Annotated in this window: 29 protein-coding genes and 1 tRNA gene; 20 read left to right on the top strand and 10 right to left on the bottom strand. The window is 25.3% G+C overall.

All coding sequences use genetic code 11. The annotated features are described in order from the left end of the window. Positions 1 to 33: 33 nt before the first annotated feature. The 3 genes from ACZ5RS_RS07360 to ACZ5RS_RS07350 all read right to left on the bottom strand — a co-directional run bounded on the left by ACZ5RS_RS07360 (position 34) and on the right by ACZ5RS_RS07350 (position 2,685). Entirely contained in the window at positions 34 to 1,125 is a 1,092-nt protein-coding gene (locus ACZ5RS_RS07360; protein ID WP_464638859.1) for a 6-phosphofructokinase, read from the bottom strand. Positions 1,126 to 1,181: 56 nt separating this feature from the next. After that, entirely contained in the window at positions 1,182 to 1,958 is a 777-nt protein-coding gene (locus ACZ5RS_RS07355; protein ID WP_464638857.1) for a class I SAM-dependent methyltransferase, read from the bottom strand. A gap of 73 nt (positions 1,959 to 2,031) precedes the next feature. Continuing rightward, the gene (locus ACZ5RS_RS07350) at positions 2,032 to 2,685 is read right to left on the bottom strand and encodes a hypothetical protein (protein WP_464638855.1); all 654 of its coding nucleotides are present in this window, start codon (positions 2,683 to 2,685) and stop codon (positions 2,032 to 2,034) included. A 186-nt stretch (positions 2,686 to 2,871) separates the two neighbouring features. Here ACZ5RS_RS07350 and ACZ5RS_RS07345 point away from each other — a divergent pair, with 186 nt between their 5' ends. The 16 genes from ACZ5RS_RS07345 (at position 2,872) to ACZ5RS_RS07270 (ending at position 13,101) form a co-directional block, all read left to right on the top strand. Further along, the gene (locus tag ACZ5RS_RS07345; RefSeq protein ID WP_464638853.1) at positions 2,872 to 3,231 is read left to right on the top strand and encodes a hypothetical protein; all 360 of its coding nucleotides are present in this window, start codon (positions 2,872 to 2,874) and stop codon (positions 3,229 to 3,231) included. 107 nt (positions 3,232 to 3,338) lie between these two features. Next, positions 3,339 to 3,423: transfer RNA gene (locus ACZ5RS_RS07340), tRNA-Leu, on the top strand. Positions 3,424 to 3,800: 377 nt separating this feature from the next. Then, complete coding sequence (locus ACZ5RS_RS07335) at positions 3,801 to 3,941, top strand: S24 family peptidase (protein ID WP_464638949.1); 141 nt, start codon at positions 3,801 to 3,803, stop codon at positions 3,939 to 3,941. A 205-nt stretch (positions 3,942 to 4,146) separates the two neighbouring features. Beyond that, entirely contained in the window at positions 4,147 to 4,503 is a 357-nt protein-coding gene (locus tag ACZ5RS_RS07330; protein ID WP_464638851.1) for a hypothetical protein, read from the top strand. Between the two features lie 43 nt (positions 4,504 to 4,546). Next, complete coding sequence (locus tag ACZ5RS_RS07325; RefSeq protein ID WP_464638849.1) at positions 4,547 to 5,188, top strand: hypothetical protein; 642 nt, start codon at positions 4,547 to 4,549, stop codon at positions 5,186 to 5,188. A 333-nt stretch (positions 5,189 to 5,521) separates the two neighbouring features. Next, positions 5,522 to 6,256: a hypothetical protein gene (locus ACZ5RS_RS07320; protein ID WP_464638847.1), complete on the top strand. Its 735-nt coding sequence runs from the start codon at positions 5,522 to 5,524 to the stop codon at positions 6,254 to 6,256. A gap of 26 nt (positions 6,257 to 6,282) precedes the next feature. Next, positions 6,283 to 6,441 carry a hypothetical protein gene (locus tag ACZ5RS_RS07315; RefSeq protein ID WP_464638845.1) on the top strand — a complete coding sequence of 53 codons (159 nt, stop codon included), beginning with the start codon at positions 6,283 to 6,285 and terminating at the stop codon, positions 6,439 to 6,441. Then, positions 6,431 to 6,955 (top strand): hypothetical protein, encoded by a 525-nt coding sequence (locus tag ACZ5RS_RS07310; RefSeq protein WP_464638843.1) that lies wholly within the window; start codon positions 6,431 to 6,433, stop codon positions 6,953 to 6,955. Before ACZ5RS_RS07315 ends, ACZ5RS_RS07310 begins: the two co-directional genes overlap by 11 nt. An 892-nt stretch (positions 6,956 to 7,847) precedes the next feature. Further along, positions 7,848 to 8,900, top strand: a complete 1,053-nt coding sequence (locus ACZ5RS_RS07305; protein WP_464638841.1) for a hypothetical protein — start codon at positions 7,848 to 7,850, stop codon at positions 8,898 to 8,900. A gap of 309 nt (positions 8,901 to 9,209) precedes the next feature. Beyond that, the gene (locus tag ACZ5RS_RS07300; RefSeq protein WP_464638839.1) at positions 9,210 to 9,833 is read left to right on the top strand and encodes a hypothetical protein; all 624 of its coding nucleotides are present in this window, start codon (positions 9,210 to 9,212) and stop codon (positions 9,831 to 9,833) included. A 56-nt stretch (positions 9,834 to 9,889) separates the two neighbouring features. Beyond that, complete coding sequence (locus ACZ5RS_RS07295; protein ID WP_464638837.1) at positions 9,890 to 10,396, top strand: hypothetical protein; 507 nt, start codon at positions 9,890 to 9,892, stop codon at positions 10,394 to 10,396. 22 nt (positions 10,397 to 10,418) lie between these two features. Next, positions 10,419 to 10,940, top strand: a complete 522-nt coding sequence (locus ACZ5RS_RS07290) for a hypothetical protein (RefSeq protein ID WP_464638835.1) — start codon at positions 10,419 to 10,421, stop codon at positions 10,938 to 10,940. A gap of 19 nt (positions 10,941 to 10,959) precedes the next feature. Then, positions 10,960 to 11,481 (top strand): hypothetical protein, encoded by a 522-nt coding sequence (locus ACZ5RS_RS07285; protein ID WP_464638833.1) that lies wholly within the window; start codon positions 10,960 to 10,962, stop codon positions 11,479 to 11,481. Positions 11,482 to 11,500: 19 nt separating this feature from the next. Beyond that, positions 11,501 to 12,022: a hypothetical protein gene (locus ACZ5RS_RS07280; protein WP_464638831.1), complete on the top strand. Its 522-nt coding sequence runs from the start codon at positions 11,501 to 11,503 to the stop codon at positions 12,020 to 12,022. A 19-nt stretch (positions 12,023 to 12,041) separates the two neighbouring features. Then, the gene (locus tag ACZ5RS_RS07275) at positions 12,042 to 12,563 is read left to right on the top strand and encodes a hypothetical protein (protein ID WP_464638829.1); all 522 of its coding nucleotides are present in this window, start codon (positions 12,042 to 12,044) and stop codon (positions 12,561 to 12,563) included. 22 nt (positions 12,564 to 12,585) lie between these two features. Then, positions 12,586 to 13,101 carry a hypothetical protein gene (locus ACZ5RS_RS07270; protein WP_464638827.1) on the top strand — a complete coding sequence of 172 codons (516 nt, stop codon included), beginning with the start codon at positions 12,586 to 12,588 and terminating at the stop codon, positions 13,099 to 13,101. A gap of 69 nt (positions 13,102 to 13,170) precedes the next feature. Here the strand turns inward: ACZ5RS_RS07270 and ACZ5RS_RS07265 are convergent, their stop codons facing one another. The 3 genes from ACZ5RS_RS07265 to ACZ5RS_RS07255 form a co-directional block, all read right to left on the bottom strand. Next, complete coding sequence (locus ACZ5RS_RS07265; protein WP_464638825.1) at positions 13,171 to 13,656, bottom strand: DUF2798 domain-containing protein; 486 nt, start codon at positions 13,654 to 13,656, stop codon at positions 13,171 to 13,173. Between the two features lie 133 nt (positions 13,657 to 13,789). Then, positions 13,790 to 14,269: a tetratricopeptide repeat protein gene (locus ACZ5RS_RS07260; protein WP_464638823.1), complete on the bottom strand. Its 480-nt coding sequence runs from the start codon at positions 14,267 to 14,269 to the stop codon at positions 13,790 to 13,792. A gap of 40 nt (positions 14,270 to 14,309) precedes the next feature. Continuing rightward, entirely contained in the window at positions 14,310 to 14,702 is a 393-nt protein-coding gene (locus ACZ5RS_RS07255; protein WP_464638821.1) for a hypothetical protein, read from the bottom strand. Positions 14,703 to 14,814: 112 nt separating this feature from the next. On the opposite strand from ACZ5RS_RS07255, the gene ACZ5RS_RS07250 reads away from it, so the two are divergent. Continuing rightward, positions 14,815 to 15,057, top strand: coding sequence for a hypothetical protein (locus tag ACZ5RS_RS07250; protein ID WP_464638819.1), 243 nt, complete (start codon positions 14,815 to 14,817; stop codon positions 15,055 to 15,057). A 139-nt stretch (positions 15,058 to 15,196) separates the two neighbouring features. On the opposite strand, the gene ACZ5RS_RS07245 is transcribed toward ACZ5RS_RS07250, so the two are convergent. Next, positions 15,197 to 15,724 (bottom strand): cyclophilin-like fold protein, encoded by a 528-nt coding sequence (locus ACZ5RS_RS07245; protein ID WP_464638817.1) that lies wholly within the window; start codon positions 15,722 to 15,724, stop codon positions 15,197 to 15,199. 271 nt (positions 15,725 to 15,995) lie between these two features. Here ACZ5RS_RS07245 and ACZ5RS_RS07240 point away from each other — a divergent pair, with 271 nt between their 5' ends. After that, on the top strand, positions 15,996 to 16,970 hold the full coding sequence (locus tag ACZ5RS_RS07240) for a phosphorylase family protein (protein ID WP_464638815.1): 975 nt from the start codon (positions 15,996 to 15,998) through the stop codon (positions 16,968 to 16,970). 142 nt (positions 16,971 to 17,112) lie between these two features. Further along, entirely contained in the window at positions 17,113 to 17,715 is a 603-nt protein-coding gene (locus ACZ5RS_RS07235) for a hypothetical protein (protein ID WP_464638813.1), read from the top strand. 52 nt (positions 17,716 to 17,767) lie between these two features. Here the strand turns inward: ACZ5RS_RS07235 and ACZ5RS_RS07230 are convergent, their stop codons facing one another. The 3 genes from ACZ5RS_RS07230 to ACZ5RS_RS07220 are packed head-to-tail and all read right to left on the bottom strand — an operon-like array spanning position 17,768 to position 18,850. Continuing rightward, positions 17,768 to 18,187 (bottom strand): SHOCT-like domain-containing protein, encoded by a 420-nt coding sequence (locus tag ACZ5RS_RS07230; RefSeq protein ID WP_464638811.1) that lies wholly within the window; start codon positions 18,185 to 18,187, stop codon positions 17,768 to 17,770. Positions 18,188 to 18,197: 10 nt separating this feature from the next. Next, positions 18,198 to 18,473 (bottom strand): hypothetical protein, encoded by a 276-nt coding sequence (locus tag ACZ5RS_RS07225; RefSeq protein WP_464638809.1) that lies wholly within the window; start codon positions 18,471 to 18,473, stop codon positions 18,198 to 18,200. Continuing rightward, positions 18,470 to 18,850, bottom strand: coding sequence for a DUF2089 domain-containing protein (locus tag ACZ5RS_RS07220; protein WP_464638807.1), 381 nt, complete (start codon positions 18,848 to 18,850; stop codon positions 18,470 to 18,472). Before ACZ5RS_RS07220 ends, ACZ5RS_RS07225 begins: the two co-directional genes overlap by 4 nt. A gap of 241 nt (positions 18,851 to 19,091) precedes the next feature. Between ACZ5RS_RS07220 and ACZ5RS_RS07215 the strand changes: the two genes are divergently transcribed. Further along, entirely contained in the window at positions 19,092 to 20,213 is a 1,122-nt protein-coding gene (locus ACZ5RS_RS07215; protein WP_464638805.1) for a DUF362 domain-containing protein, read from the top strand. The last annotated feature ends 11 nt before the right edge of the window (positions 20,214 to 20,224 follow it).

Raw genomic sequence — 20,224 nt, 5'->3', positions numbered from 1 at the left:
CTCTTTATTTTTCAAATAATAAATAAATATATCTTAAATTTCTTCAAGTTTGTATTTTTGACCATCTCCTAAACTAATACCCATTGCTCTAGCAATATTTACCATTTGATGATTGTTTGAAATAAATTTTGTCTTACCAGCAATATCTGATAATTTATTATAAGTAATTTTATTATCTCGTACTGCAACAGTAGTTCCATATTTTCCTTCCAAAGCAAGACGACCTGCAAAACTACCCATTTCTGAAGATAATAATCTATCATAAGCACTAGGATTACCACCTCTCTGTAAATGTCCTGGAACTACAATACGAGTTTCAACATTACATTTTTTCTCAATATAAGCAGCAATAGCTTTAGTTGAAGTTGCTTCATTACCTCTATAAGCAAATCTTTCATCTTTCTTTAGTTTACTTTCAGTTTTTGTCATTGCACCTTCAGCAATTGCTATAATAGAAAAGGCATGCCCATCTTTATTTCTTTGTTCAATCAAAGCCGCAACTTCTTCTGGATCATAAGGGAATTCAGGTAATAAAATAGCATCAGCACCACCTGCAATACCAGCATATAAGGTTAACCAACCAACTTTATTTCCCATCAATTCTATGAACATTGTTCGACCATGACTAGCGGCAGTAGTATGAATTCTATCAATACATTCAGTTGCAATATCAACTGCACTATGGAAGCCAAAAGTTACATCAGTTCCCCAAATATCATTATCTATAGTTTTAGGAAGTCCAATTACATTTAATCCTTCTTGAGATAATAAAGCAGCTGTCTTATGAGTGCCTGCTCCGCCTAAAGTTACTAATAAATCTAAATCCAATTTTTTATAAGTTTTTTTCATTTTATCAATCTTTGAATCACCATTTCGATCTTCAACAGTCATCAATTTATAAGGCTGTCTACTAGTACCTAAAATAGTTCCACCAAGATTTAAAATTCCAGAGAAATCTTCTTTTTTTAATATCCTTTGTTCATTATGAATCAAACCATAATAGCCATCTGTAAAACCGTAAAGAGTAACATTTTTCATTTGATTAATAACGTATTTACTAAAACCTCTAATTACAGCATTTAGACCTGGACAGTCGCCACCACTAGTTAGAATACCAATTTTCATAATTTCTCCTTTATTTTTTATTGCTTAACTATATTTTATTCCAAAAATGCAAATAATTAAACAATTTTTTTACATCTAATGCCAAAATAACAATCATGAATAAAACTATCTAATAATTCATTGCCACTATAATCAGTATAAAAACCAGTAATTGAAAACCCTTCTTGAGTTAAACCTCCAACTAAATCTTCTAAGGTATGGCTAAATTCTATAGTATCTTTTTTTTCTATCATTTTTTTTAATTGCTTTTCAGATAAACTTTTAATATCAGAATAAGGAATAGTATAAGTAATTTTTAATTTATTCTTTAAAACATCTTTTTCTTTGAATAAATATAGAGCTGGATTTGTTACACTTGTTAAAAATATTCCACCCTTTTTTAGAACTCTAAAACATTCTTTATATACTTGTTTGACATTTTTCACAAAACATGATGATGTTGGATTAAAAATATAATCAAAACTATTATCTTCAAAAACCGATAAATCTTGCATATCACCTTTAATAGTTTTGATTTCTAAATTGAATTTTTCTGCAGTTTCTCTATCTTGATTTAATTGTTCTTCACTAATATCGAATACAGTAACATCATTATTTGCAGCTGCAAAAGCTATAGCCTGTTGCCCTCCGGCACATGCTAATGCAAGGATTTTCTTATTTTTTAAGTCACTAACCCACTCTTTTTTGACGAATTTCATTGGAGTTAAATAAATCTCAAAATCCCCAGCTTTTGCTTTTTTAATTTTCTCTTTACCGAGAGGAATTGTCCAAAAATTATTATTCTCGACCTCATTATCCCATGCTTCAGCATTTATTTTTTGATAAGATTTCATATATAAGTATCTTACTCTTCATCAAGAGACTATGCAACTAAGCTGAAAAAATATATAAAATTCTATTATCTAATTAAATTATAGGTGAAATGAAAGTTGAAATTTCTTTAATAATCTTTTCTAAATTTATAATTGAATCAGCTAAATTATCACATTCAAGACTATGATTAGCATTACTTACTTCAAACAATTTAATACGTTCTTCTTTATTTAATTTTTCTAAATCAAGCATTTTAGAATATTCATCATTAGTCCCATAAATAATTAAACTTTTAATATCTGACTCTAAAATAAAATTATTAATATCTGAAGCATAAGTACCAGGTGTAATCCAAACACAACCAAGAGCTTTATCATATAATGTTTTATCTTTTAATAAAGTATAACAAGAAGTTGTACCTAAAGATTTTCCTATAAACAAAAAATTGTCATAGTCTAAAGATTCAAGAAATTTATCAACATGCTCTAAATCCTTAATAAAAATCTCATCTTGTTCATCTTCGCTTAATCTTAAGAATTTTTTATCTTGATCATAACCTAAATTTATTTGTAGTACGTCGGTTTTCTGTGTATCTAAAAATTTCAAAGTATAGTAAAAAATTGGCATATCTAAATTATAACCAAAGCCACCAAATACGATGGTTAATAAACGATTATCTTTACTTGATAATTTTGCTTTAGCTGTTGAGCTACTAAGATTTATATCTATATCCATATAAAAACTCATAATACACCGTCCTTATCAAATTAACATTTAATGCTATACCCAGATATAATAAAAAACAAGGATAAAAACTCAAAATCAAAACTAAATATTAATAAGTAAACAAATATTTGCTAAATAGGAATAATAAATATTGTAATAAAAACTGCACGAATCTATAATAATAAAAGAATTTAGAGAGGCAAACTAATGTTGTTATTTAATATATTTTTTTTACCATTAATGACTATCATGAGCGGATATATAATAAAAGATTATGATCCAAAAGTTTATAAATATAAACCAAAATACATTAGTCAAAATGGAGTAAACTTAACATTTTTAAAATTTACTGATGCTCAATGGGAATATTTTCTAAAAGTTCTTACTAAGAAATATTTTATGTTATCAGCTGTTTTATCACTAATTTTTAACTTATTTTCACAATTTGTAATAACAAAAATCTTTGAAATAGACCCTATGATGCTTAACTTTATCTTTTGGATAATAACAAATATTTCAATTTTTATTTTAATGATTTATAAAACAAAAAAAGTAATAAAAAAATAGATATTTTTATTGCTAAATATAACTACAATATAGCTTAATCTATAATTTTCACTACTTGACGAGAATTATATCTTGGTGTATCTTTCAGTCCATGAATATGTTTTTCTGCGGCTATGGTGGAATTTGGTAGACACGCAAGCTTGAGGTGCTTGTGGGCGAAAGCCTGTGCTGGTTCAAGTCCAGTTGGCCGCATAAAATAATAATACATTTTAAAAAAGAAAAACTCATTTTACTTTATCTTATAAAAAAAACATAGAGCCCTAATCTCTATGTTTTTCTTTTCGCTTTTTGTCTGTAAAAGTTCCATTTTTGTAACATATGTTACTTTATTGTTGCACTCCATAATTATTAGTGTAATAACAGTTATGTATATATCTAATTTTACACAAAGAATTAAGGCCACATAATAAAAATGAACACAAACAATCTCAAATAGACTTAACTATTAATGAATTTCAAACTCAGCTCCCAACTTTTTTAGGCCTTTATCAAAATTCATATTATCAATTTGAACAAAAAGAAATAACTACAATAAGCGTTAATAATAATGATAATCTCTTAGTCCCTATATTAAAAAGGTTTGTAAGAAGTTCCCAAAAGAACAATTATTTGCTGCGGAAGTTAGAGGAGATTCAATGACAGGTGTCCAATTATTTGATGGAGACTTAGTAGTATTTGTATCAAATCTAATTGAAGGTGATGAAATATAGGCAATATCTGTAGATGTAGAGTTTTACCAATATGACTTAAATTTGATCACTTTGATAAAAAATTGATTATTAAAAGTGAAAACCCTAGATATGAAGTTAAAGTGGTTGATCCTGAGAGGGCTCAAATCCTAGGAAAAGTTGTTGGTTGGTTACATCACCACCCTTATTAATATAAAAAATACTTTCTCAAAAGGAGTCTCAAACAATGCAAAAAAAATATAAGCTAATTTTATATTTAATAATTATTACAATATCTATTACAAGTTGTAAGGGCAACAATAAAGAAAATCTTTCACCAACTACTAAAACAAAAAAAATTATTTCAATTGAAGATTTAAATAAAAACTATATACTACTATCTATTAAAAGTGAAAAAACGCTACTACCAAATATAGTAATAAAAAATATGGATATTATGGAAAAAACTGATGTTCAAATAATTGCTGATGAATTATTCAAAACAGGAAAAACAATTAAAGAGGAATTAAATAAAGCATCAATACCTTTTGAGAATATTTTCATAACCTCCTCAGGATTATTTTTTTTCAAACTACACTTTTGACTATAATAACAATATTTTTTATGTTCCTAAACATTATAAAGATATGAAACATTGCGTCGAGACATGGAAAAGGGATTCAATTGAATCATTAATAAAAATTCCAGAAGCACAAAATTTTTTATATAAAAATGTATATGTGAAGAAAAATTCAAGTGGTAAATTAGAATCAGATTTCATGTCTCCCATTGATGCTTGTCTAAAATGTTTTATTAATGAGGGAGAACTTAAAAAATATGATATTGAAGATTCAATTTCTATAAAATATATCTATGGGAATTTGAATCTACCTAATGGATTATTTATAGATAAATCAAGAAAAAGCTTTAATGTTTATGATTGGATAATTTCTAGAGATTTTGACTCAATAACAGGAATTCCTAAATATAAAATTACAAGTCCTATGGAATTTCTTGAAAACCAAAAAGGAAATGTAACTTTAAAAATTCGAAAAATTAATAATAAAAAAGAGCTTTACCTAAACTTCAGTAAGAATATTAAATTGAATGATAAAGTAAAAGTTTTATATAAAACTGATGCAAATAATAAAATTCAAGAAGAATATTGGAGTGTTTCAACTACCTATGACGCAGCTTTTTATCAAAATGATGTAAATAAATTTATTGATATACTAAAAAAGGAACCTATATCATTTTTAGAGTCAATGACAGATATAATAATAGTTTAGAATTTAAAATTGATTTAACAAGTTTTAATAGAGTACTTTCTGAAAGTGATATAATTTCGAAGTAAATATATTGCAAAATTGATTCTATTTTTTTATTTATATAAAAATAGCTTTTACGTGGAACAAGAAATTTGTAAGATGTTATTTGCAAACCAAAAAATATTTTTATACAATTACATAATATCAATTGATTATATATAACAAATTTCTACTCAACAAAAAAAAATTTTCAAATTGTATATTGAATTATTTGACTTTTATATTACTTAGATAAATAATAAAACATATTAAATATTATAAAATATTAATTATTAAACAATAAATGGTGAAAAAATGAAAAATCTAAATTATTTAGAAAATGAACTAAACAAAATAAAAAACGATGAAAATTTCAAAAAACTATCAATCATAAGCAATCTACAGAAAGAAATAAAAGAAACTACTTTAGTAGATGATGTTTCTGAGATATATCATAGATGGTATTTTATTTCATGTGAATATTTAGATGCTAAAAATTCCCCGAGACTGGAAGAATTTAAATATTATTATAAAAATTTAAATACTTTATGTTTATTCAATATATTCCAGTTTTCAATAGATGATCGTATAAAATATTTAGATTATTTTGAATTATTATTTAGAATTCAAAATACAATTATAAGAACACAAGATAATTTTACAGATTATGATATTATTAAAGGCGTTCTTTTAATTGATTTAACTGTTTCTGAATTCATTGATAAAAAATTTTATCCCTATCTTACTAATCAATCAATTATCAATGATTATTTCTTATGGTATGATACAGCCATTTCTTATTTAAATCATTATATAAGCCCTTCAAAAGCTAAGGAATTCCAATCATTTTATATAAATTTTAATCAAAATAATTTTTCAAAAAATTTGGAAATAAATTATTTATTCAATTGTTTTCTAGATTATAAAAACGCTGAATATAACTTTGGGGGGGAAAAAATAAAAGAAAAAGATGAAATTATAAAAAGAATAAAAGAAATATACAAAGCCCAGTTTTTATTTATTAAAACTTTTTGGGAACTAAATAATTAATTAAAATTTAATAAAAAGGATACACTATGAAAAAAACTCCAACGCCAACTCCAATTCCAACTCCCCCTAAGCATATAAGAAGAGATAAGGGAGAGCCTAAAAGTGAAGAAAATTTTATCCCTATACGTAGATTGACCACTAATCCTGTTGAGCAAAAACCAGGAGATAACCCTAATGGAAAATAAAGATTATGAAAATCACATTAAATATATTAAAGAGATATCTAATTTAGAATATTTGAAATTTACTGAAATAAATGCAAACCAATCAAAGCAAAAAGATCATTATTTAATTTGGTTAAACGCAGGTGTTATTGCTATAGCATACCCTCAAATACTTAATCTAATTGTAATTAATAATTCAAGTAATCCTGTTCTTTTACTTTTATCAGTTATATGTCTCATTATATCTTTATCATTATGTTTTAGAAATTTATACCTAAGTACACGAATACTTGATATAAGAACTGCAACTCTTGCTTTTTTAAGAATCAATGGCACAGAAACTGAAAACTTAAAAAAAAATGATACCTTAGAAGATGAATATAGAACAAAAGCGAAATTCAATATTATATTAATTGCTATATCATTTATTTCAGGAATATCATTATTAATCCTTTTTATAACATTAAACTATAAACTTATTAATGTCCAAGAGACGCCTCCCATACTACTTAATATTCGTATCCTCCAAATTTGATAACCTTCAAATAGGAGGATTTTTTTATGAAAAAATATATTAATCAAATTCTACTTATTCTTATTCCATCCTTAATGGCTTTGGAATCATTCTAAAAAAGGCTGCGAAAGATAAGAATAAATCATTTATCAAATCAACAGCTCATATTCCATTTTATATATGGTTTATGGCTATTGTCTTTTCAACCCTTTTAGTTTTCTTTTATAACACTAATACAGGCTCAAAATTAATATTTGATGCAATTATAATGTATGAAATAATTCAAGGTTCTATTGTCTCTTTTATATCTATGGGCTTCTACGATACTATTAGATTAAAGAGGTAAAAATGTGTGAAAAAAGATTAAGACCTATATACCTTTACTTATCTCCATTATTTCTACTGTTTTTCTTACTAAATTCTTTACCAGGAAAAATCTTCAGAAAATGACAACTCAAGAACAACTACTGAAATTGAAGACACCCTCGATATTATTCAATAATTATAAAAAGAAACTGGCAAGACAATTAAGAGTCTTGAGAACCAAAATAAAGCCTTAACTGTGGGCATAACAATATTATCATTAATATGTATTTATAACCTTCTAACCTCGCATTAAGCGGGGTTTTTATTTTACCTCTACCCTTTTTGATACTATATGAAAAAGAAGACAAATTTAATGGATTTTTTATCAATTGCAAATAGTTTAGACCATAGGATTGTAATTAGATTTCTATTAAACATAATGATTTTGCTTCAACAAAAATCTATAAAACTATATCAATTAAGTACAAAGATCTTTTTAATAATTAAAATTATAATAAACATAAATATATTTTTAATATCATACAAATACTTTAAACAATAATAACTATTTATTGTTTAAACCCAGATAATGATTTAAATTAAAAATATGATTAAAATATTAGAATTCCTTTTTTTATTGTTGGCAATTATTATTTACATAAAATATCATAAAAAAATAAAAGATATTATTTTAGAATTTAATAAATCTTCTAGATATTCAATAAGTGTTGGAATCACTGCTCTATTATTAAATCTATTTTTTAGTTTTTTAAAAAATATAAATTATGATTTAAATATATATCCCAATTTAATAAATGTAATATCTTCAACAATAAATTTATTTTCTATTGTTTATATACCTATAATAATTATAGTTGAGATTATAAAAAAAAAATTAAAAAAATCTAATAATATATTTAAAGTCATAATAATAGATATGATTTTTGGAGAAAAAATATTATTTAATATTCTTTTCTTAGTAATTTTTATTGGATTATACCAATTTAGATATAATATATCAGGTATAACTTTTTCTGAAGGCAACTCAAATATTATAAATACATTACAAACAATTATTGTAACTTTTTTTATATCTTTAAATTTCAGTGAAGGGTATAAAAAACATAAGGAAAAAGAAGAATGGGAAGAAGTACGAAAACAATTATTATATGTATATAAAATAATGATTGTAAGAATTATTTCTTTTTTAGAAGATGACAATTTCTATACTAATTTTGATAACACGAAAACTTTAAATAAACTATTCGAACAAATAGACAATAAACTTAATCAATTTGAAAAAACATATGATTTCAAAATAATTCATACTATATTCAAAAATTATTCAAAAGAATTAATAAATTTCCTAAGTATAAAAAATAAAACAATTAACTTACAGAAATTTAGTTATTTTGTTAACAGTATAAGTGCCGAGGAAGAAACTATAAATTTCATTCTAAATTTAATACCAAATTCAAATATTACTAGAAATACAATAGCCCAATTTATAGATTTAAAAGTTGCTATAAATGTAATCAAGTCTTTTTTTATTCAAAAAAATCTTTCCATTGAAACTTGCAATAATGATATATATATCAATAACGTAATAATAAATTTTGAATTGAAATTAATTAATTCTCTAGCAACAATAGAATTTTAGAACAAATAATACTAAAAATATTATATTTCTTAAAATTAAAATATTTATTAATCATTATAATTAAAAATTAATATCATTCATTTTTATCAGAAAAGGTTCCATTTTTGTAACATATGTTACTTTATTGTTGCGCTCCATAATTATTAGTGTAATAATAATTTTATACTAATTAGTTAAGGAGTAATTAACAATACAAATACTATATAAAATTTACTCATATTAGAAATTAAAACTTTTAATAATATTACTATGATTTTTATTAAAACCAATATACTCCTTAAATGCAAAATAATTTTCTTGGAGAAGATAATGAAAAAACTTGCACTTTTTATCATTTCCTTTTTATTTATAAATTCATTATTTGCATTAAATAATAATGATAAAAAGCAATTTATAAGTTATGGAATCGGTTATGATATTTATATTCAAAATATAGTTGATGAACACAGCCCAATGCTTTGTTTAGATGGTCTATCATTTGTAACTAAAAAAGAAAAAATATTTAATAATTATCATGAAATATTATTATCTTATATAACAATGAATTTTATAACTGTCCCTTGGGATGTTTTTGTATCAGATATTAATTATCCAAAAATTAATTTTTCCTTGTCTGATAACTTATCAACTGGAGTATCATTAACTTTTTCATCTATTTCTGGGATTAGGGCCTATACAGAGGTGGGATTACATGCAAATACAATTCTTCTATTCACTGATTATTTTACAAAGTTCTCTACAGATATCGGTTTTGGAATGATGGTAGGTTTTATTGCCCCTATTAATCCAACTACTCAAATTGATTTTGGTTGTACTGCTAACCTAGATATAATTGGGTTGGCTATTACAAATACTAATGGAATAATTAATTCAGAATTTATTCATAATAAATTTGGCACAGGAATGTCTTTGTACGCTTTATTAAGCTATTAGTACAAATTTATATAATTAATTAAAAGAATAAAATTTATTTAAAATAGGACGAAAGTATGAAAAAAGCAAAATATATAATTTTTACCTCTTTAATATTATTACTTTTCTTGAGCTGTGAAATAACATTTCATCCTAATTCAGATTTATACTATACCCCTTATGGTACTGTTTGCATGGAAGATAATTATTTTGATACTAGACTTCTACTTTATGTTCCTAATGAAGAATTATATTTCCTAGCAAGTGTATCAAAAATAGATGCTCAACAAATTTTAAGATTACAAGGAATTAGTGAGGATAAGTCAAAACTCTTTTTTTTAATCACAAACAGTAATTGTTGTTATAGACCATATGGAACTTGCTTATATGCCTTTAACTTAGAAAATCCACAGGATCATGTATTTAGATTTAGTAAATTGATAAAACACGCGTTATATCCAATAGTAAAAATTACTGATAAAGATATTATTAATGTTCAAATATCGAATGAAGATATTATTTATACAGAAAGATCAGGAGAAGAAACAACAATCACTTTTGATACTCTTCAACCCAAAATATAAAGAATAAAACAGGTACAAAATAATGATAAAAAATAAACCAAATAAAGTATTTCTTATAATATGCTTAATAATATTTTTATTATCTACATTAGGTTGTGAAATAACCTTTCACCCTAATGCCAATCTTTATGAAACGCCTTATGGTACCGTTTGTATGAAAGATAGCATATATAAACCAATATACTTTTTAGCCGTGCCTGGAGAAGAATTATACTACTTAAGAGCTGTACAAAAAAGTGATCATCTTGAAAAACTAGTAGATATTAATATAAGTGATGATAAATCAAAACTTTTTATACTTATTGATAATAGTACTATAAATTATAAACCTTATGGAACAGGGCTTTTTGTTTTTGATTTAATAGACCCTCAAGACAATTATTATTACTACAACTGTTTTTATAGACATGTACTTAATACACTACTTGAAGTAACCGATAAAGATATAACAGAAGCAAGTATTTTAAATAATTCAATAACTTATAAAGAAAGATCAGGAGAAGAAACAACAATCCTTTTTGATACTCTTCAACCAGAACTATAAAAAAAACAGGCAATAAAAAATGAGAAAAAATAAACCAAATAAATTATTATTTATAATATGCATAATAATATTTTCATTATCTACCTTAGGCTGTGAAATAACATTTGAACCTAATGAAACTTTATTTATCACCCCATACGGATCAATATGTCTTGAAAATAATAATTGGTATACTAGGTATTTATTATCAGTCCAAAATGAAGATTTATATCTACTTGAAACAATAAGAAAAATTGATTCATCTGAAACTCTTATTTCACATAATATTAGTGATGATTTATCAAAATTTTATGTTCTTATTGGTAATAGCAACTCTAGATGGGACCCATATGGTATAGGGCTATTCGTATTTGATATAACAGATCCAAAAAATAATACATACAGCTACAATATTCGCATAGATAATGCTCTAAAGACTATCCTTAATATTACGGATAAAGATATTGTTAATGTTGAAATAACAAATAACTCTATTACATACACAGAAAGATCTAAGAATGAAACAACAATCCTTTTTGATGCTCTTCAATCCGAACTATAAAAAAAACAGGTAATAAAAAATGAAAAAAAATAAACCAAATAAATTATTATTAATAATATGCTTAATAATATTTTCATTATCTACCTTAGGTTGTGAAATAACCTTTCACCCTAATGTTGATCTTTATGAAACACCATATGGAACAGTTTGCATCCAGGATAGTACATATAAAACAATATACTTTCTAGCAGTCCCAGGAGAAGAGTTATATTACTTAAAAGCAGTACAGAAAAGTAATCATCTTGAAAAACTAATAGATATTAATATAAGTGATGATAAATCAAAACTTTTTATACTTATTGAGAATAGTACTATAAATTATAAACCCTATGGAACAGGACTTTTTGTTTTTGATTTAATTAACCCTCAAGACAATTATTACTACTACAACTGTTTTTATAGACATTTGCTTAATAAACTACTTGAAGTAACCGATAAAGATATAACAGAAGCAAGTATTTTAAATAATTCAATAACTTATAAAGAAAGATCTGGAGAAGTAACAACAATCCTTTTTGATACTCTTCAACCAGAACTATAAAAAAAACAGGTAATAAAAAATGAGAAAAAATAAACCAAATAAAGTATTATTTATAATATGCTTAATAATATTTTCATTATCTACCTTTGGTTGTGAAATAACCTTCCATCCTAATGTTAATCTTTATGAAACACCATATGGAACAGTTTGTATGCAAGATAATCAATATGAAACAACTTTTTTGTTGTCAGTAGCTGGTGAAAAATTATATTATTTAAAATCAATTCACAAATTTGATCTTCAAAAAAAATTGATTTCAATTAATATTAGTGAAAACAAATCAAAACTATATATCCTAATTGGCAAAGAAAGATGGGAACAAATCTCAAATCCTACTGAACTTTTTGTTTTTGATTTGATAAATCCACAAGATAATGTTTATGACTATAGTTGCTTAATAAAACATGCTTTAACTCCCTTGTATAAAGAAACAACAAAAATTATTACAGATGTAACTATTTCAAATAATTCAATAACTTATACAGAAAGATCTGGAAAGGAAACAACGATCCTTTTTGATACTCTTCAACCAAAAATATAAAGAATAAAACAGGTAATAAAAAATGAGAAAAAAAATATTAAAAAAAAGCCTTATTTCAATAATTTTAATAGCAATTGGATTATTAATAACTAGTTGTGAATTAAATTTCACACCTAATGGAACTCTATATAAGACAACTTCATTCGATACAGTTTGTATGCAAGATAACGAAATAGAAACAGCCTTCCTTTTATCTATCCCAAATGAAGAATTATTTTTCCTTGAATATGTAAAAAAAATGGATTGTAATGAAGCTCTTATTTCTAAGGCTCTAAGCAATGATACTTCAAAATTTTATGTTCTTATTGGAAATAGTAATAGAGTCGGATGGGATCCTTATAGAATAGGCCTTTTTGTTTTTGATTTAGAAAATCCTCAAAATAATACATACAAATACAGTCCCTTAATACAGCATGCCTTGAATCCAATAGTAAAAATTACAAATAGAGATATATCTAAAGTAATTCTAACAAACGACTCTATTACTTATACAGAAAGATCTGGGACTGAAACAACAATCTATTTTAATAATCTTTAATTTTAATTAAACTTTCACAGCCTCCCATTTTATTACACTTCAAATAGGAGGATTTTTCTTTGAAATACTTTATTTAAGTTTATCCCTATTTTCATGCATTTTTTTCATGACAAATCTAGCAATTGGTTGTGCTAATAGAGCCTCTACGGCAAAAGATATTGCAAAATTTCTAGGCCATTTATAAAAAAAGTGAATCAAAGGTTCCTTAGAAATCTGTCTTTGTCCAATCCAAGATCCTACAATTGTTAAAAATATTGAAATTAAAAACACTGAACATAATATATTAACTACTACAAACGAATTAAAACTATCCTTTTCATCAACAATTTTTTTTGTCAAATATTCAGCTGGTTTATAAGTTAACAATACAACGCAAATAACACTAAACCAAATAAAAGGTATAACAGTATAAGTTGATGCCCATATTTCTTTACTAAATTCAAGTTCAAAGCAAGTAATTAAAGGTGCAATAATATTAACTGAGATGATAGAAATTATCATAAGAAAGAGAGCAAACTCATTTTTATTTCTTGGTAATTTTAAATAGAATTCCATAAACTTCTCCTAATTTTTTGCATAAAAAAAAGCACAAGACAAATACTGTCTCATGCTGATTTCTTATACGCATAAATGATAAATAGATAATATCAATATTAATTTACAATTTCAAGATATAAAAAATGCAAATTTAATTAAACTTTTTATCTAATTTATCACTATAAAATTCAATTGCTTTTTTATAAGTCTCAATTGAAGCATCTTTTGATGTTCGTGCAATAATTTTTAATAAAATTTCCATTGATTTCTCAGATTCCTGTTTATTATAAAGTGCCATTGCATAAAAAACTTTTAAGGAATTATCATTAAATTCTAAAATAGCTTTTTCAAATAATTCTATTGCTTTATCATACTCACCTATACAACGATAAGTACTACCAAGTCCAAGATAAGCTTCCTTTTTATCTTGTTTTGGAAGACCTAATTCTATAGCTTTTTCATAATAAGCAACGGCTTTAGTTTCTTCTTCCATAATATCAAAACTCCAAGCACATTGATAATTTAATTGAGCATCATCTAGATTTTGTTTTAATAATTCTAAAATCATTTTATTTGATTCTAATAATTTACCCTTTTTTCTTAATAAAATAGCTTCTTCTAAAGAGGTCATAAATAATCCTTAAATATAATTAAAACCATTGAACAAATCTCTATAAAGAGAAAAGCCAAGGTTTTTCAATAAAATAAATTAAATCCAAAAGCTTTTCATCAAATTGGACATATTCTTTTGGCATTTGAGAATTAATATACCCCTTTTTTACTACAACACTTTGATCATCATAAAAAACTTTTAAAATATATGAAGCACTATCTGAAGTATGTTTATCTATTTCTGTCCAGGCAGAAAAATCAAATTGATTAAAAAATTCTTCAATCGCTTCTGTACTTATCTCAAATTCATATTTTTTCATTTCACCTAAATAAACCATAGGATATAAACAATGATTAACATGTCCATCAATGGATATTTCTATAGATTGTTTAACATATTGTGGCATTCCATTTTTTTGTATATCTAAAATTATTTCATTTACTTTTTTCATATTTGCTCCTTACTTTAATATAATAATAAACTATTAATCAAAAATTTTAAATTTAAAACGTTAAGAATTCATGCATTACCTTTTTGCTACAATTAATAAAAAGGAGAAAAGAATGAAAAATGCAATTAAAAGAAAAGAATTAAGAACCTATTTAATTTATTTATTAGACTATAACTATCCAAGTAAATTATCAAAAAACATTATTATTTACGAGTTTAAAGATGAATGGGAAAATAGTGAAATTGAAAAAGAATTAACTTATTTAGTTGATAAAAAATATTTAATTAAAACTTATTCAAAATTCCTATCTTTAAAAAAAGACAATAAAATAATTAATTTTAAGATAACACCTTAAGGAAGAGATTTAATCGATGGCACGATAATAGATTTAGGAGTTCCAATTTTATTTAATTAAAAAAAATGCACTCCTTCTTGGGTGTCCAAGTTTAGGGGTGCATATCAAATTCGGTTATTATTTTATAAAGTAATAAAAATTATTCTAATGATAATGTTACATCAACACTACCACTACCTAAAATTTGCTTCAACTCTTGCTGAGTGACATCATTAATTTTACCAAGTCTAGTAAAATTCCAAGAGTTAGGAGCATAATAAATTACAAAAGCACTACCTTGGTATAAAATCAAATCGCCAGGACCTGTTGTAATTTGTTGATTATTTGTTGGTAATGTTTTTCCAAAACTACCAACTTTTTCCATATTTGCATAATCTCTCATGCTAATTGTTAAAGGACCTTCAGCTAACATATCTTTAAGTGCAGCAGTAGATGAATTGTCTACCAATGTTGCTGTTAAAACATCATCCCCTATTTTTAACTTTATGATTGAATTATTTTTACTCATTGTATCTTCCTTATTATCATTTTGTTCAACTTTTTCATTTGTAACATCAGTATTTATTGAAATATTTTCTTCACTTACACCACTAGCCTTACAACTTACAGATATCAAAGAAATAATACTAAATAAAATACTAATCATATAAATTCTTTTTCTAGACATTATTAACCTCACTATTTAAGGAGTTTATAATTCACTTCGATAGATAATTAATTCATCTTACAAAGCTATATAAATCAAAGATAACAGCTAGAGTATACTCTAGGTCAAGGAATTAAAAAGATTTTTTATAAAATAACTATTATTTAATAAATATTAACACTTAGAAATAATATTTTAAATAACAAAAATAATTAAGTTGTCAAAAAAAGCAACAAATCTACATTGACTAATTAATTACTCGTCTATAATATGTTGCACAAGGAGAGATGATATGAAAAAAATACTCAAATCGTTGCTTTTTATAGCTATTATTGCAACAATTTCTTCTGCTTCCCTATTTGCAGAAGGCTATGTAGAAAAACAGAATGTAAAAGTTTTAGTTTTTGGAATGTTTGAAGTGGGAGAAAATGAAGGTGATTTTGCTGGAGAATTTCAACATTTCTATGAAAACTATTTCACTGATGCAACTGCATATGATATTGATGGTTTAAGTGAACCTCTATATCTAAATAGTGATGGGGTTGCAGGTACTGTTGCTGGAATGGGAAAAGCACAAGCAGCATCTACTTTAACTGCAATTTTAAGTAACCCTCAATTTGATTTTTCAAATACATATATTGTAATTTCAGGTTGTTCAGGTATTGATCCAAATGAAGGTACTCTAGGTGATGTTATTATCGCTACTAGTTTAGTTGATTACGAACTAGGTAATTCTTGGGCCGAAAGTGATAACCCAGCTGATGCAGGTAATTCTAGATTTATTAGATCTAATAGTTATGATAATAGTGGCTATTTTGTATGTAATCCTGATTTAGTAAATTGGGCAATCGATATTACAAAAGATGTAAAACTAAGTGATAGTGACAGAGCTATTAGCTACAGAGCTCTATACAACCAAGATGAAACAGTTAAACCTTCAATTCATTCTGGAATTTCTGTAACAGGTGATAATTATTGGCATGGTGAAGTTTCAGCTGAACATGCTCAAGAAGTTTGTAAAGCTTATGATGCAGAAGGTGCATATACAGTAACACAAATGGAAGATAATGCTTTCGGTGTTGTAGCTAAAAACTTTGGCTTAGGCGATAATTTAATTGTAGTTCGTGATGCTGTTAACTTTGATAGACCTCATCAAGGACAAACTGTTGTTGAAAGCTTAAATGCAAGTTCAGGTGCATTCTCAATTGGAATGACAAATGGATTTGAAGTAAGTAAAGTTATAATTGACGCTTTATTAACTAAATAAATTTTAATTATTAATTAATTCATTATTCAGGCTCCTATTAATTTATGGAGCCTGAATTATTTATATATAAATTAATTTTTGATTTATTAACTCAAATATTATATTATTTAACCCAGATACAAAAAATATAAGGAAAACACAAATGAAAAAAATCTTATTATTAATCATATTAATAAATATCACATGCTTACCTATATTTTCTTCAAACAATGATAACCATTATATTGGACTAGGGTTTGGATATAATTATTATATAACCGATGATACTAATAACCCCACATCTCATGGCCCTAGCCTAGCATTTAAAGGAGAAGATGCGTTTTTTAATAATCCAAACGTATCTCTATTTTCAACTAATATTTTTTCAATTCCATTAGAATATATAAAAAATTATTACTCTGGTATTTATCAAAACTTTTCTATCAATATGGATTCCTTAACTGGAATCAATTACAAAAATACAGTATCAGATAATTTAGATTTATATTTTGGATGCGGATTACATTTTAATTTTTTAGCTTCAGATTTTTTTGACACTTTATCATATAAGGCAGGAATTGGTGTAAATAATGGAATAAAAACAAAACTTACGAATAAATTATATATAGATTTTGAATATAATATATCTTTAGACTTTATGAAATATTTTATAGATAGTGATAATCCAGAAGTAAATAATTACTTTGTTTTTGATTATCTTGGGTCAAATAAAAATGCGATACTTATGCTAACTTATAAAATATAAAAAAAGAGATTTGGGCCCTAATTTCCAAATCTCTCTTATTAACATTTTATATTTATTTACAATAAACTTTTATAAATGAATCTGCATTATCTACTTCAACAGTTAATTGTTCTAAAGTCATTATATCTTTAAGATTTTCAGGACTTAAATCTGAAAAATCAAAATTCATACCCTGTTCTTTTAAACCATTATTGATTTGTTCTTGTGCTTCCTTTGGAATTAGTCCTGCAATATTAAAGCCAGCTTTAATTAATGCAAAAGGGACTTTTACAAAAACTTTCCCAGTTTTTTTACCAGCTTCAGTTTCTTTAGGTTCAACATTAACATATAAGAATTTTCCTTCATTTAATTGTTTTTGTTGAATTAATTCACTTTTTTTTGATTGCGCGGCTTCCAATAATTGTTCAGCCTCTTCAACACTTAATTTTCCTTGAGAAAGCATTTCTAAAATTTTTACTCTTTCTTCACTCATAATTAATACCTCATCTTATATAGATTTTCATATCTTGATCTTGATTTTTTACATCTACACTTAAACCCTTTAAAGAATAAAAGATACTTGGTAGATTCAAGAACATTTTTAAATAACTCAAAACTTGATTTGATTTTTCTGCAAATAGAAAGAAAAATATGTACACAATAAACGCTAAACAATAAAAAGGTAAAAGTAATATATATAATATTAATAATGGAAATGCAAATTTATAAACATGTCCATTTTTATTACTAAAATGCCCCCAAATTATCATTGCAATCATGATTTAAGCTCCTTTAAGGCTTGTTTAACATCAATTTCCCCAGCTGCAATTTTATCTAAAACATTTGAAACAGAATCGATATCTACATTTTCCTCAATATTAAAATCATATTCATAATTATCTAATTTCTTTGATAATTCATTTAATTTATTTTTTACTGTAGGATAGCTAATATTAAAGATTTGTTCCATTTGTTTTATAGAGCCATGTGTCTTTATAAAGGCAGCAATAAATTTTTGGTCTTGTTCATTTAATGTTGCAAAATTTGAAAGTTGAAAATCTCCTTCAATAGAAATATTATCTTCAGGAACATATACTTTCTTAATTATAAAACTTTTACCTCTACATAATTCAAATAATTTTTTCCAGCTGTGCATATCTCTTACCTCACACCAACAAAATATCAAAATAATTAAACAAAAGCAATAGCAAAATTAATTTTTTTAATATTTTTTCTTAAATAAATTAATTTTCTTAATTAAATAAATTAAATTTATTAATTTTTCATATAATATAATTGATTTATTAAGATTTATCAAAAAGAATAAAATCTACATTTAAATTTAGAGCTATTAATTTTATAAAATAAATATTAAACTATTAAATATGAGGGAAAAAATGGAAAAATCAAAAGTTTATTACACAACATTTAAAACAACTACATCTGAAAATCTATTACAAAAATTACACCGTTTGATGAAACAAACAGGATTTGAAGGAATTGATTTTACAGATAAGTATGCTGCAATTAAAATTCACTTTGGTGAATTAGGTAATTTAGCATTTTTAAGACCAAATTATGCAAAAGTTGTTGCCGATTATGTTAAAGAGCTTGGAGGAAAAGCTTTTTTAACAGACTGTAACACTCTTTACGTAGGTAGTAGAAAGAATGCTTTAGATCATTTAGATACTGCATATCTAAATGGATTCTCACCTTTACAAACTGGATGTCATGTAATAATTGCTGATGGTCTAAAAGGAACCGACGAAGCAATTGTTCCAATTAATGGAGAGTATGTAAAAGAAGCAAAAATCGGTCATGCAATTATGGATGCTGATATTTTAATTTCATTAACCCATTTTAAAGGACATGAAGTTGCTGGTTTTGGTGGCGCTTTAAAAAATATAGGAATGGGCTCTGGCTCTAGAGCTGGGAAAAGGGAACAACACAGTGCTGGAAAACCTTTTGTTAATCAAGACAATTGTATTGGTTGTAAAGCTTGTCAAAAAATTTGTGCTCATGATGCTCCAATCATAACAAATGGAAAAGCATTTATCGATCATGATAAATGTGTAGGCTGTGGAAGATGTTTAAGCAACTGTCCTAAAAATGCAATTGAAACAGATTTTGAATCAACAACAATTGATTTAAATAGGAAAATTGCTGAATATAGCTTAGCTGTATGCAAAGGTAGACCGTGTTTCCATATCTCATTAATTTGTGATGTATCACCTAATTGTGACTGTCATAGTGAAAATGATATTCCTATCATTCCAGACGTTGGTATGTTAGCTTCATTTGATCCAGTTGCTCTTGATATGGCTTGTGCTGATTTAAGTAATCAAATGCCAATAGTTCCTGGAAGTATTTTAGATGATAATTGTAAACATAGTCATCAAGAAAAAATGAGTGATGATCATTTTAAAAATACACATCCAGATACTGAATGGAAATCTTGCATTGAACATGCTGTAAAGATTGGTTTAGGTACAAGTGATTATGAATTAATTACAATTTAATATATTTTTAA

This window comes from Pleomorphochaeta caudata (assembly GCF_055395745.1).
This window is presented reverse-complemented; position numbering and strand designations above follow the sequence as displayed.